Annotated in this window: 14 protein-coding genes; 4 read left to right on the top strand and 10 right to left on the bottom strand. The window is 63.9% G+C overall.

Translation table 11 applies throughout. The features are described 5' to 3' along the window. Positions 1–455, bottom strand: a 455-nt coding sequence (locus EN906_RS08645; protein ID WP_164777133.1) for an MFS transporter, incomplete at its 3' end; no start/stop codon positions are given. 173 nt (positions 456–628) lie between these two features. Here EN906_RS08645 and EN906_RS08640 point away from each other — a divergent pair. Beyond that, complete coding sequence (locus EN906_RS08640) at positions 629–1,513, top strand: helix-turn-helix transcriptional regulator (protein WP_127375136.1); 885 nt, start codon at positions 629–631, stop codon at positions 1,511–1,513. 140 nt (positions 1,514–1,653) lie between these two features. Here the strand turns inward: EN906_RS08640 and EN906_RS08635 are convergent, their stop codons facing one another. The 6 genes from EN906_RS08635 to lgt all read right to left on the bottom strand — a co-directional run bounded on the left by EN906_RS08635 (position 1,654) and on the right by lgt (position 7,450). After that, positions 1,654–2,589: a ribose-phosphate pyrophosphokinase gene (locus EN906_RS08635; RefSeq protein WP_013530002.1), complete on the bottom strand. Its 936-nt coding sequence runs from the start codon at positions 2,587–2,589 to the stop codon at positions 1,654–1,656. A 237-nt stretch (positions 2,590–2,826) separates the two neighbouring features. Beyond that, positions 2,827–3,414: a hypothetical protein gene (locus EN906_RS08630; protein ID WP_127321245.1), complete on the bottom strand. Its 588-nt coding sequence runs from the start codon at positions 3,412–3,414 to the stop codon at positions 2,827–2,829. Positions 3,415–3,457: 43 nt separating this feature from the next. Continuing rightward, positions 3,458–4,609 (bottom strand): Xaa-Pro peptidase family protein, encoded by a 1,152-nt coding sequence (locus tag EN906_RS08625; RefSeq protein WP_127270541.1) that lies wholly within the window; start codon positions 4,607–4,609, stop codon positions 3,458–3,460. Continuing rightward, positions 4,609–5,403, bottom strand: coding sequence for a peptidoglycan editing factor PgeF (pgeF, locus tag EN906_RS08620; RefSeq protein ID WP_127270538.1), 795 nt, complete (start codon positions 5,401–5,403; stop codon positions 4,609–4,611). The genes EN906_RS08625 and pgeF overlap by 1 nt, the downstream gene beginning before the upstream one ends. Before the next feature lie 107 nt (positions 5,404–5,510). Next, positions 5,511–6,599 (bottom strand): class I SAM-dependent methyltransferase, encoded by a 1,089-nt coding sequence (locus EN906_RS08615; RefSeq protein WP_127270536.1) that lies wholly within the window; start codon positions 6,597–6,599, stop codon positions 5,511–5,513. Further along, positions 6,596–7,450, bottom strand: coding sequence for a prolipoprotein diacylglyceryl transferase (lgt, locus tag EN906_RS08610; protein WP_127270533.1), 855 nt, complete (start codon positions 7,448–7,450; stop codon positions 6,596–6,598). The genes EN906_RS08615 and lgt overlap by 4 nt, the downstream gene beginning before the upstream one ends. 168 nt (positions 7,451–7,618) lie before the next feature. Between lgt and EN906_RS08605 the strand changes: the two genes are divergently transcribed. The 3 genes from EN906_RS08605 (at position 7,619) to EN906_RS08595 (ending at position 9,154) form a co-directional block, all read left to right on the top strand. Beyond that, on the top strand, positions 7,619–7,927 hold the full coding sequence (locus EN906_RS08605; RefSeq protein WP_127270531.1) for an accessory factor UbiK family protein: 309 nt from the start codon (positions 7,619–7,621) through the stop codon (positions 7,925–7,927). A gap of 339 nt (positions 7,928–8,266) precedes the next feature. Further along, positions 8,267–8,767 carry a YbjN domain-containing protein gene (locus EN906_RS08600; RefSeq protein WP_013893499.1) on the top strand — a complete coding sequence of 167 codons (501 nt, stop codon included), beginning with the start codon at positions 8,267–8,269 and terminating at the stop codon, positions 8,765–8,767. Between the two features lie 27 nt (positions 8,768–8,794). After that, on the top strand, positions 8,795–9,154 hold the full coding sequence (locus tag EN906_RS08595; RefSeq protein WP_127261686.1) for a tRNA-binding protein: 360 nt from the start codon (positions 8,795–8,797) through the stop codon (positions 9,152–9,154). Here the strand turns inward: EN906_RS08595 and EN906_RS08590 are convergent. From EN906_RS08590 to EN906_RS08580, 3 genes are all read right to left on the bottom strand, one after another. Then, positions 9,151–10,173, bottom strand: a complete 1,023-nt coding sequence (locus tag EN906_RS08590; protein WP_127270529.1) for a glycosyltransferase family 1 protein — start codon at positions 10,171–10,173, stop codon at positions 9,151–9,153. The two genes, EN906_RS08595 and EN906_RS08590, sit on opposite strands and share 4 nt — an antisense overlap. A gap of 219 nt (positions 10,174–10,392) precedes the next feature. Beyond that, on the bottom strand, positions 10,393–11,808 hold the full coding sequence (locus tag EN906_RS08585; protein ID WP_127268417.1) for an ATP-binding protein: 1,416 nt from the start codon (positions 11,806–11,808) through the stop codon (positions 10,393–10,395). A 49-nt stretch (positions 11,809–11,857) separates the two neighbouring features. After that, the gene (locus EN906_RS08580; protein WP_127375137.1) at positions 11,858–12,520 is read right to left on the bottom strand and encodes a response regulator transcription factor; all 663 of its coding nucleotides are present in this window, start codon (positions 12,518–12,520) and stop codon (positions 11,858–11,860) included. Positions 12,521–12,570 lie beyond the last annotated feature (50 nt).

The raw sequence follows: 12,570 nt of genomic DNA, 5'->3' as shown, positions 1-12,570 counted from the left end.
GACTGCGCCAGGCCGAAGCGGCCGCCGGAGGCGAAGCGGGCGATGCGCGAGGATTCCGGATGGAAGATCGCCGAGCCGATGCCGATCAGCGAGGCGCCGATCAGGAGCAGCGAATAGTGCCCGGCATAGGCGAGCACAATCAGGCCGATCAGCGATGACGCCATGCCGTAGGGCAGCGAATAGGGCATCGGCCGTTTGTCGGTGATCATGCCGATCACAGGCTGCAGCAGCGACGCGGTCACCTGGAAGGTGAAGGTCAACAAGCCGATCTGCCAGAAATCGAGGCCATAATTCTCTTTCAGGAGCGGGTAAATGGCCGACAGCAGCGACTGCATGATGTCGTTGATGCAGTGGCAGAAGCTCACCGCCAGGATCACGGTGAAGGCCGTCGCCTGGGCTGAAGCGTGACTGGTGGTCGCCGGTGGGGCGACGCTGGCGGCTGTCGTATCGGTCAAGGTAGGCTCCGTGGTCTTTTTGGCGGGCAGGCCCGCAGGCAGTTGACGAACGCACCTGCGGCCGCCTTGTCGGACGCTCCTGTGGAGCGCTTGGGACCGGCGCCTTATAAGCTTCTTGCGGGATGACTTCTTTCGTGGTTTGGTCCAATAGTTTCGCAAGTGGGCCATATCGGATGCCGCACGGCAAAGAAGTCTTTCACGCTGGCAACGCCAATCTCGGCCAGTTGCACGAGAGCCGCTGGGAGTGGCTTGAACAAGTGGCCGGGCCGGCGGTGGCATTGCCGACCGAATATCCCGATGGCTCCCGTGTGCCGCAGCACCGCCACAGCCGCAGCCAGCTCTTGCATGCGCTTGTCGGCGTGGTGCTGGTGACGACGCGCTACGGACGCTGGATGGTGCCGCCCGACCACGCGATGTGGATTCCAGCCGGCACCGAGCATTCCGTCGAGATGCTGGGCGATGTCTCGATGCGTTCGGTCTATGTCATGCCACAGGCGATCCCCGGGCTGCCCGAAGGCTTGCGCGTCGTCGGCGTCACCGACCTGATGCACAGCCTGATCGTGGAATCGGAAAAGCTGCCGCAAGGCGGCGTTCTGGAAGGACGTGGTGGGCTGATCATGAACCTTTTGCTGCACGAAATCCCGACCTTGCCGGAACGGCCGCTCGGCCTGCCATTCCCGTCCGATCCAAGGCTGTCGGCGCTCTGCCGGCGCTTCGTCGCGGCACCGTCGCCGCATGCGACGATCGATGAATGGGCGGATGCCGCCGGCATGAGCCGCCGCTCCTTCACCCGCGCCTTCCAGCGCCAGACTGGCTTGTCGCTGTCGACATGGCGCCAGCAGGCCTGCCTGTTCGCGGCGCTGCCCAGGCTGGCGGACGGCGAGCCGATCACCAGGGTGGCGCTCGATCTCGGCTATGACAGCGTGCCGGCCTTCATCACCATGTTCAAGCGCATGCTGGGGACCTCGCCGCGCGGCTATATGCGCGGCGCACGAGAAAGCGTCGAGGTCGCTCGTCGCCTGGTCGGCCCGGTTCGGTTGGAAAGCCCTGCGCCGTAACGGCAGGTGCTGTTCTAGAGCATTTTACCGTTTTACGGAAACGGCGAGCTGCTCTAACTCTTTGTTTTGACGTAATTCTCTAGGGAAAGCGCTACGCGCTTTTCCCGGGAAAACCGCTTCACACTTTTCCTGGAATTGCTCTAGTCGAACAGGCTCGACACCGATTCCTCGGTCGCGGTGCGCGAAATGGCTTCGCCCATGAGGTCGGCGATCGAGATGACGCGGATGTTGGGCGCGTCGAGCACGCCCTGGGTGGGCTGGATGGAATCGGTGATCACCAGTTCCTGCAGCTTCGAGCCGCTGATGCGGGCAACCGCACCGCCCGACAGCACACCGTGGGTGATATAGGCGGTGACACTGGTGGCGCCGTTGGCCAGCAGTGCATCGGCGGCGTTGCACAGCGTGCCGCCGGAATCGACGATGTCGTCGATCAGCAGGCAATCCTTGCCGGCGACCGCGCCGATGATGTTCATGACTTCCGATTCACCGGGCCGTTCGCGGCGCTTGTCGACGATGGCCAGTTGCGCATCGAAGCGCTTGGCCAGCGCACGGGCGCGGACCACGCCGCCAATGTCGGGCGAGACCACCACGACGTTGCCGAGTTGCTTGTATTTGGCCTTCACGTCGCGGGCCATCACCGGCACGGAAAACAGATTGTCGGTCGGAATATCGAAGAAGCCTTGGATCTGGCCGGCATGCAGGTCAAGCGTCAGAACGCGGTCGACACCGGCGCGGGTGATCATGTTGGCGACCAGCTTGGCCGAGATCGGCGTGCGGCCGGAGGCGCGGCGGTCCTGCCTGGCGTAGCCGAAATAGGGGATGACCGCCGTGATGCGCTTGGCCGAGGAACGCATGAAGGCATCGATCATGATGAGCAATTCCATCAAATGATCGTTGGTCGGGAACGAGGTCGATTGCAGGATGAAGACATCCTCGCCGCGCACGTTTTCCTGGATTTCGACGAAGATTTCCTGGTCGGCGAAGCGCCTGACCGTGGCTTTGCCCAGCGGGACGTTGAGGTACCGGGCGACCGCTTCGGCCAGCACCCTGTTGGAATTGCCCGCGAAGAGTTTCATGCACGGTTCCTGGTGGAGGATGATGAGACCTGACGGACTCGCTTGCGCCCTTTAACCGGGCTTTTAGCGGCCCGCGCCGGTATTGCAAGCGCCGAGATCGGGAATCCGCCGGCTAAACTCAAGAAAGCTCCGCGCCATCGCCGGGCTGCAACAGGGAGCAGCGGACTTGCGCTGCTCCTTCTTCTCGTTGGGCATCGGATTTTCCCAAAACCGTCTCCACTTTTGGGTCCGATGCCTCTAGCCCGCCTTGCCGCCGAGCCAGGCCGCGAATTGGTCGATGGTCTGGTCGGCGATCGTCTGCATGGTGGCCGGCGAGACCCCCTTCCAGCTGTCGCCGCCCGCGCTGGCGCCGGAATTGACCGACGGGGCCTTCTGCTGACCATTGATGCGGTGCAGCCGGTTGCCGGCGGGGTCATAGACATCCCAGACATAGATGACGGTGGTGTCGGCGCCTTCCGACATCGTCGAGAAATAGCCCTTCAGCACATGTGTCACGGTCTGGTCGGCGCTGCCGGCGAGCGTGATACCGCGCTGCCTGGCGCGGGTCTGCAACTCCGCCGTAAGAGGTGTCGCGGCTTCCACCGAAGCGCCGACGATCGGCGCGATCTGCAGGCGGGTCTTCGACAGGATGGCAGCGCTTTGGGCTGATGTGACCGGTGCGGCGGTGGTTGCGGGAGCGCCCGCCGTGCTGGTGGCGGGCAGCGTCTGGGTCGACGTCGCCGGCGGAGTGATCGCCGACGGTTCGAGCACGTCCTTTGCGTTGGTGCAGGCGGCAAGAGCCAATGCCACAAGCAATGACACGGTCGTCACATGCGATCGTCTCATTTGCCTTCTAACTCCTTGGCGAAGAACGCCTCCCATTGTGGATTCACTGTACGATCAAGTCGAGATCATGGCGGGACAGCGGCTTGGGCTGGGATTCGGTGGTCAGGTAGGTGCGGCCAAGCGTCATCGCCGTCTCGGTATCGGAGTCCATGATGATCATATGGGCGAACAGCGTCATGTTGGGCGCGATCGGTTCGGGATTGCCCTGGTAGAACATCGGCATGTCCATCCAGGACGGGGTGAAGCGGGCGCCGACCGAATAGCCGCAGGCGTTCAGCCGGTGCTTGGTCAGGCCGTGTGCCTCCATGGTGCGGGCATGCGCATCGAAGACGTCGCCGAAGCTGTTGCCCGGCGTCATCGCCTTTTCGACAGCCAGGAGTGCCGCGCGGGCGGCGTCGAACAATTCCTGATGGCGCTTCGACACCTTGCCGGTCAGCACCGTGCGCATCATCGGTGCGTGGTAGTGGTTGAAGACGCCGGCCCATTCGAGCGTCAGCTGGTCATTTTTGGTGAGCTTGCGGCGGCCGGCCTTGTAGCGGCACAGCAGCGCATCGACGCCGGAGCCGATGATGAATTCGTTGGCCGGATAGTCGCCGCCGCCGGCAAAGATCGCACCCTGCATGGCGGCCAGGATCAGGGCTTCGTCGCCACCTTGCTTGATCAGCGGCAGCGCCGCGTCGAGCGCGTCGTCGGAGAGATTGGCGGCCTTCTCGGCCTTGGCGATCTCGGCCGGACTCTTGAACAGGCGCAGCCGCCCGACAATTCCGGACGCATCGGCGATCTGGCCGAAGGTCTGCAACTGCTCGTCGAGGCGGCGGCCATTGAACGCGGTCAGGCCATGGGTGTCGTATTCGACACCGATGCGGGCGCCGAGCAGGTCGAGTTCGTTGAGCAGATTGCGCAGGTCGACCGCCGGATTGGCGCCATTACGGTCCGTCCACAAGACGATGTTGTCGATAATCGAGGTCTGACGCGCCTGGCGCAGGTCGGCCGAGCGGGTCAGCAGCACCATCGAACCGTCGGCCTTCACCACCAGGCACTGGAAGAAGCAGAAGCCGAACGTGTCGTAGCCGGTCAGCCAGTACATGCTTTCCTGCGCGAACAGCAGGATGGCATCAAGCTTTTTTTCGGCCATCTCGATGATCAGCCGGTCGCGCCGCGCGTCAAATTCAGATCGTTCAAAATGCAGCGCCATTATTCCCTCTCCAAGACGATTGCCGAAACCTGCCGGCCGTAATCGGGCTCCTTGCGATGCGTGGTGCGCCGGTAGGAGTAGAACAGGCCTTCCTCGGCGTAAGTGCAGCGGTCGAGGCCTTCAGCCGTCACGCCGGCCTCGGCCAGCCGGTCAACCGTGTAGCGGTTGAGGTCGAACATGGCATGGCCGGCATTGGCGGACGGCGCGAAATAGAGGATATTTTCGGCATCGGCTTCGACAAAGCGGGCGACGAATTCCGGGCCGACCTCGTAGTTATCAGGGCCGATGGAGGGGCCTAGCACGGCGATGATGTTTTGGCGCCGGGCGCCGAGGCTTTCCATCGCCAGGATGGTGTTTTCGAGCACGCCGGTGAACGCGCCTTTCCAGCCGGCATGCGCGGCGCCGATGATGCGCGCCTCAGCATCCGCGAACAGCACGGGACCGCAATCGGCGGTCGAAGCGCCGATGGCGATGCCCGGCCGGTCGGTGACGATGGCGTCTGCCTTGGGCCGCTCGCCGGCAAAGGGCTCCCTGGCGATGATGACGTCGGGCGAATGGATTTGCCAGGCGGTCAACAGATGGTTCGCCGGCACGCCCATCCAGGCGGCGACGCGGCCGCGGTTCTCTGCGACCAGCGCCTGGTCGTCATTCGATCCGGTGCCGATGTTGAGGCCCTGGTAGATGCCGCCGGAGACACCGCCGATGCGGGTGAAATAGCCGTGGCGGATGCCTTGTGCCTGCGCCTTGTCCAGCAGCGGCGACCGAACGGGATCCGGTTTGGTCTGATTCAGCATGCGGGCGTTGTTGTCCGTGTGGGCGGTTTCGTCAAGAAGAAGGTGCTTGGTCGAGAACAGGCGCTGCAAAGCGCGGACGGGAGATTGGGAGGGGCGGCGGTAAAAAGTCAATCCGCCCCGGCGAAGGGCCGAACCGCCACGCCGCGAGGCAGTACCGCAAGCACCTTGAACAGCTCGCCCATGGCTTGCGGCCCTGCGAGGCGTTCGACGTCGCCGGCGATCCTTTCGCGCGCCGCCTGGCCGGCATCGGCGCCAAGCCGGCCGGCGCGCTCGAGGATGCCCATGCCGAGCAGGAAGTCGCCCTGTGTCGTCAGATGGGCTTCGAGGCCATGTGCACGCACGATCGCGGCCAGGGCGGCGAAATCGACATGGGAGGTGAGGTCGGCCTCACCGGGATTGGCCAGCACATCTTCGTGATCGTGGCTTCGCAAGGCCTGCAGCGTGTCCCCGACACCCGGCTGGAGATGGCCATAGTCGATAAACAGGCCAGCGCCGCCATGCCTGGATATGCGCTCGGCGATCGTTGCCATGAGCGCGGTGCGGGCAGGCGCCACTTCGGCGATCGAACCTTGCGGCGCTTGGGTGGCATCGGCGGGCAGCAGCGTCGGGTCGACCGAGCCGGCGCCGGCGAAGAAGCAAAGGTCGTTGGTCTCGTCGAGGCCGACCACGCGCTCGCGCCAGCCGGCGCCGGCGCGGAGGAACTGGCGGATGGGCACGGCGTCGAACAGTTCGTTGCCGACGATGAACAGCGGTTGCTGCGGCAAGGTCTCGATGGTTTCATGCCAGCCAACCGCGAAGGGTGTGGCGCCAAGCGTCTGCTTTTGCACCTCGGTCAGGCGCGGGCTGGTCTCGATCATGGCGAAGGTGGCGCCGCTGGCCAGATCAGGATCGAGCCGCGACAGCGTACGCAGCATGTCCTTCATCAGCGTGCCGCGGCCGGGGCCGATCTCGGCGATGGTGGCCGGCAGCGGCCGGCCGCTCGCCTGCCACGCCTGGTACATCCACACGGCGACCAATTCGCCGAACATTTGGCTGATCTCCGGCGCGGTGATGAAGTCACCGGCCGCACCAAAAGGCTCGCGCGTCGTGTAGTAGCCGTCCGCCGGGTCGAACAGGCACATCGCCATGTATTCGTTGATCGGTATCGGCCCCAGGGCCTCGATCAGGTCGACGATGCGGGTCTTCAGCCGTGTCATGCCGGCTGCGGCTGCGTCACCGGCTTGGCGGTCAGCATCGCCCAGATGCCGGCCAGCACCATCGGCGTCGACAGGATCATGCCCATGGTCAGCCAGTTGGTGCCGAGGAGGTAGCCGAGCTGCTGGTCGGGCTCGCGGAAGAACTCGACAAAAATGCGCGACAGGCCGTAGCCGCAGATGAAGGCGCCGCCGACGAAGCGCGGCGTCTTCAGCTTGAGGCGCGAATGGGTGAGAATGCGCAGCACGAGGAACAGCACCACGCCTTCGAGAAGCGCCTCGTAGAGCTGGCTCGGGTGACGGGCAAACGGCCCGCCATTGGGGAATTCGAAAGCCCAGGGCACGTCGGTTGGGCGCCCCCACAGCTCGGAGTTGATGAAGTTGGCGACGCGCACCAGGCCAAGGCCGACCGGCACGCCGGCCGCCACGACGTCAAACAGCGACCAGGTGCGGATGCCGCGCTTGATGGAAAACAGCGTCATGGCGAGGATGACGCCAAGCAGGCCGCCATGGAACGACATACCGCCTTGCCAGACCGCCAAGATATCGAGCGGGTGGGCGATGTAGCGTGGCAGATCATAGAACAGCACATAGCCGGTGCGGCCGCCGAGCACGACGCCGATGGCCGCCCAGACGATGAAGTCGTCGAGATCCTCCGGCTTCATCGGCAGGACGCCGTTCGGCCACAGCCTGGCATTGGCGGCGAGCCGCTTGGCGTACCACCAGGCAAACAGGATGCCGACGATATAGCCGACGCCATACCAGTGCACCGCCAGCGGCCCGATCTGGATGAGGATCGGGTTGATGTCGGGGAAGGGCAAGGAGGCCAGCGGCAGCAGGAAATATTCGTTCAACGGGGAACTCTCATTGCGAAACGCGTTTGCGCGCGGACCATGCGGCAGGGTTTTGGCAGGGTCAAGGCAAGGTGGGCGCCCTCGACTTGATGCCGCAGCGCGGCGCAACATGCTTGCATTCGACGCGCAGCGCCACTACGTCAATTTGTGCAAGCGCGAGGATTTGCCATGTCGACCGGACCGAACCGCATTCTCGATGAATTCGCCAAGCTGATGACCGACGCCGCCGGCGCCGCCCAGGGCGTGCGCCGGGAGGTGGAGACGGCCTTCAAGGGGCAGGCCGAACGCATTCTCAACACCATGGACGTGGTGCAGCGCGAAGAGTTCGAAGCCGCGCGCGAGATGGCCGCCAAGGCGCGGGAAGAAAACACTCGCCTTGCCGCCCGCATCGAGGCGCTCGAGGCGAAGCTTGCCGAACTGGCCGGCGACGCCACACCAGCGACGGCGGCCAAGCCGCGCACAAAAAATAATCGTTAAACTTTTCCACATAGCCCGATCCTGAAAAGCGCTTTGCCGTGAATCGCTTAACGGCATTGCATGAATCTTTGTGACAGCGGCTTTCCACATGCGAATGACGCAGTGCGAAAAATTGGGCTGTTCACGCGACTCCCGATCAATAGACTGAATTTGTTGCATGATTCGGAGCAGGGTCATGCGACCGGGCGGTGGGGTCCGGTCTGGGGTCTTTGCGTCGAGAAGGTAGTCTTTTGCGCGAAGAAAGTCCTGGCCGTCCGAGTTCTAGACAAGATTGTTCGTTGTGTGTGCCCTCCCGCGGAGCGTGTGGCGGCGCTCGTACAGAACGACAGGAAGCATTCCATGGAACTTCTCGAACTCGAATTCTCCCGCGAAATCCATCCGGTGGATGTTATCGAGCAGGTGGCCCACAACAACGACTGGTCCTTTGAGCGGGCCGGCGACGACGAGATTTCGATCTCGGTTGCCGGAAGCTGGACCGACTATCACGTCTCCTTCTCGTGGATGGAGGATTTCGAGGCGCTGCACCTTGCCTGCGCCTTCGACATCAAGGTGCCGGAGACCCGCGCGCTGGAAGTGATGCGGCTCTTGTCGCTGATCAACGAGCAGATGCTGTTTGGCCATTTCGACCTCTGGGAGCAGGAGGGCGCGATCATGTTCCGCCAGTCGCTGCTGCTGGCCGGCGGGGTCGAGCCGTCGAGCCAGCAGGTCGAAGTGTTGCTGTCGTCGGCGCTGGAAGCCTGCGAATGCTATTTCCAGGCGTTCCAGTTCGTTGTCTGGTCGGGAACCTCGGCCAAGGACGCCCTGGCCGGCGTGCTGTTCGAGACCTACGGCAACGCCTGAGTCCCCGCAAGGCAGACAAGAACCAAGATGAGTTCGAACAGCGAGCGTAAGCCCGAGATCAGTTTTGCCGATTTCGATCGTGTCGACATCCGCGCCGGCACGATCGTCGAGGCCGAGCCGTTTCCCGAGGCGCGCAAGCCCGCATTCAAGCTGAAGATCGATTTCGGCGCCGGCATCGGCATCAAGAAATCGTCGGCGCAGATCACCAAATATTATACACCGGAGACGCTGATCGGCCGGCAGGTGTTCGCGGTGGTCAATTTCCCGCCGCGCCAGATCGGTCCATTCATGTCGGAAGTGCTGACGCTCGGCTTTCCCGACGAAGAGGGCGCGGTGGTGCTCGGCGCGATCGAGCGCAAGGTGCCGGATGGCGGCAGGTTGTTTTAGGCCGCCAGCTTGCGCGTCGTTCCCAGCGCTTCCTCGACCGTGTCGAGGAACATCTCTGCACAAGCCTTCCAGCTGTAGCGCATGGCGCGTTCGCGTGCTTCGGCACGGTCTACATTGAGCGCGGCAAGCGAGGCCTCGCGCAGATCGTTGGAGACCGCGCCGCCAAAGCCGTCGCCGACAATGTCGATCGGCCCGGTCACCGGATAGGCGGCAACCGGCGTGCCGCTGGCCAATGCCTCGATGATGACGTTGCCGAACGTGTCGGTGCGGCTCGGGAAGACGAAGACATCGGCCGAGGCATAGATCTCGGCCAGTTCGTCGTTGGGGCGATGGCCGAGGAAATGCGCTTGCGGATATTTTGCCTTCAGCCTGGCAAGCTCAGGGCCTTCGCCGACGATCACCTTGCTGCCCGGCAGGTCGAGGTCGAGGAAGGCGGAGAGGTTCTTTTCGATGGCGACCCGGCCGACGCAGAGGAAGACAGGGCCGGGAAAGCCGAGATTCTTCTTCTTGTCGGGCCGGAAATGGTTGGTGTCGACGCCGCGCGTCCACGGCCGCAGCTTGGTGAAGCCGCGCGCCGAGAGGTCGTCGGCAAGCGACTGGGTGGCGACCAGCGTGCCTTGGCCGGAATTGTGGAAATCGCGCAGCCAGCGATAGGCCCAGCTTTCCGGCACTGGCAGCCGTGCGCTGAGATATTCGGGGAAGCGTGTGTGATAGCTGGTGGTGAACGGCCGGCCGGCATTGCGGCAATAGCGCCGCGCCATGATGCCGAGCGGCCCTTCGGTGACGATGTGGATGTGGTCGGCCTTGCCTGCGTCGATCAGGCGCGCGACATGGCCGGGCGTGGTCAGCGCCAGCCTGATGTCGGGATAGGTCGGCAAGGGCAGGGTGCGAAAGATGTTCGGCGTCAGGAAATCCACGGCGACATCGAAGGATTTCAGCGTCTCGGTGAGCCGCTCCAGCGTGTGGACAACGCCGTTAACCTGCGGCCGCCAGGCATCGGTGACCATCAATATGCGCATGGCGGCCCTTTGCAGGAAAGGTCGACGGTTGCCTTGAGACGATGCCGGAACGGCGACCAGACCGCTGCTCTCGCTTCGCTCCAGCGCACCCGGACGGGCACGGGGTCGAAGTGAGGCGGCAAGGTCGAATCAATTGAGGTCGCGCGCTTCATGCGCGTTCTTGATCATGGTTTCATGACGGGCGGATGAAGCCTGTTTCCACTTTCGGTATCGTGCCGGTTATGCGGGAACCTTGATGATAGCGCGCAGTCCGCCGAGCGGGCTGTCTTCAAGGGTGATGTCGCCGCCATGGGAACGGGCGATGTCGCGGGCGATCGACAGGCCGAGCCCGGTGCCGCTGGCATCGAGGTTGCGGGCTTCGTCGAGCCGCACGAAGGGTTTGAAGACGTCTTCGCGCCGGTCGGCGGGAATGCCCGGACCATCGTCGTCGATGGTGACCAGCAGCGAGCCGCGGCCATGGGTGGCGTTGACTTCCACCGTCTTGGCATAGCGGAAGGCGTTGCCGATGACGTTGGACATCAATCGGGCAAAGGCGTTCGGCCGCACATGCACATCGGGGTCTCCGGCAAGCGTCGTCGACAGCTTGCGCTTGCGCAGCCTGGCTTCCTCGCCGAGCTTTTCGAAATAGGCCTCGAGATCGAACCGTCCGGCGTCTTCCGAAGCCTCGCCACGGGCAAAGGCGAGATAGCCTTCGAGCATCGACTGCATGTCGTCGATGTCCTGGTCGAGCGCGGCCTTGGTCTCGGCCTTGCCGCCGGAAAGCGCCAACTGCAGCTTGAAGCGGGTGAGGATGGTTCGCAGGTCATGACTGACGCCGGTCAGCATGGCGGTGCGCTGCTCGATCTGGCGCTCGATGCGTTCGCGCATCTGCATGAAGGCAAAGCCGGCGCGGCGAACCTCCTCGGCGCCGCGGGGCCGGAAGTCACGCGGCATCGGCCGGCCCTTGCCGAAACTTTCGGCGGCTTCGGCAAGCATCAGGATCGGCCGGATCTGGTTGCGCAGGAAGGGAATGGCGATCATCAGGAGCACCAGCGAGGTGCCGACCATCCAGATAAGGAAGATGTGGGTGTTGGAGGCATAGGCCTGGCTGCGGCGCACGAAGACGCGCAGCACCTTGCCCTCGAGCTGCACGCGCACCTCGACGATGTTGGAGTTGCCGACCGTGTCGATCCAGAACGGGCGGTTGATCTGGCGGGTGATCTCCGACGAGAGAACATCATCCAAAATCGAGAAAAACGGTTTTGGGCCAGGCGCGGGCAGCGGGTCGGGCGGCAAGAGGTCGACCTTCAACTGCATGCGGTCCTGGGCGATGCGTATGATGTTGGTGTAGTCGGCATCGCGCGGATAGGTTTCGATCAGGTCGATGATGGCGGCGATGTCGCGCACGGTGGCCTGCGACAGGCGCTGCGTCACGGTTGCCCAATGACGTTCCATGAAGACGAAGGCGACGACCGATTGCAGCAGGATCATCGGCGCGATGACGATGATCAGCGAGCGGGCATAGAGCCGCTTGGGCATATACAGCGAGACGAGGCGCCAGAAGCGGTTCCAGGCGCGCGGCACCGCCTTCAGCGTCCGCGCGGCGCGTACGCTCAAGCCGCCATTGCCCGGCTGTTCCAGTTCCGTGGTTGCCATTCGCTCATTTCGCTTGCCCGCAGCCGCTCAGCAGGCCGCAGGCGGCATTCTATTCCACGCTGAGCCGATACCCAATACCGCGCACGGTCTGCAGCCAGACCGGGTTGGACGGATCGCGCTCGATCTTGCGGCGCAGCCGGTTGATCTGGACGTCGATGGTGCGCTCGCCGACCTCCGAATCGTCACCGACAAGCTCGTGGCGGGGTATCGTCTCGCCGGCCCTTGCCGCGAAGATCGCCAGGATCTCCTGCTCGCGGTCGGTCAGCTTCAGCGCCTCGCCGCCACGCTTCAACTCGCGCCGGGCGATCTGGAAGGTGTAGGGGCCGAAGACCAACTGCTCGACCTTGGGCGTGGTCGCCGGGCCACCACGGCGAAGAATGTTGTTGATGCGCAGGATCAGCTCGCGCGGATCGAACGGCTTCGGCAGGTAGTCGTCGGCGCCGGCCTCAAGCCCTGAGATGCGGCTGTCGGTCTCCGACAGGGCCGTCAGCATCAGGATCGGTACGTTCTTTTCGGCTCGCAGCGACTTGGTCAGGTCGACGCCCGTTTCACCGGGCATCATGACGTCCAGCACCAGAAGGTCGAAGTCGAGGCCGGCAAGCTTGCGCCTGGCTTCGCCGGCATTGCCGGCGACGGTGACGCGAAAGCCGTTTTCGGTCAGATACTGCTTGAGAAGATTGCGGATGCGGGTGTCGTCGTCGACGACAAGCAGATGCGGCGCGTCGTCGTCCGGCGCGGCCGCGTGATCGACCCGTTCAGTGC

Origin of the sequence: Mesorhizobium sp. M7A.F.Ca.CA.004.06.1.1 (genome assembly GCF_003999135.1) — a bacterium.
GTDB lineage: Bacteria > Pseudomonadota > Alphaproteobacteria > Rhizobiales > Rhizobiaceae > Mesorhizobium.
This window is presented reverse-complemented; position numbering and strand designations above follow the sequence as displayed.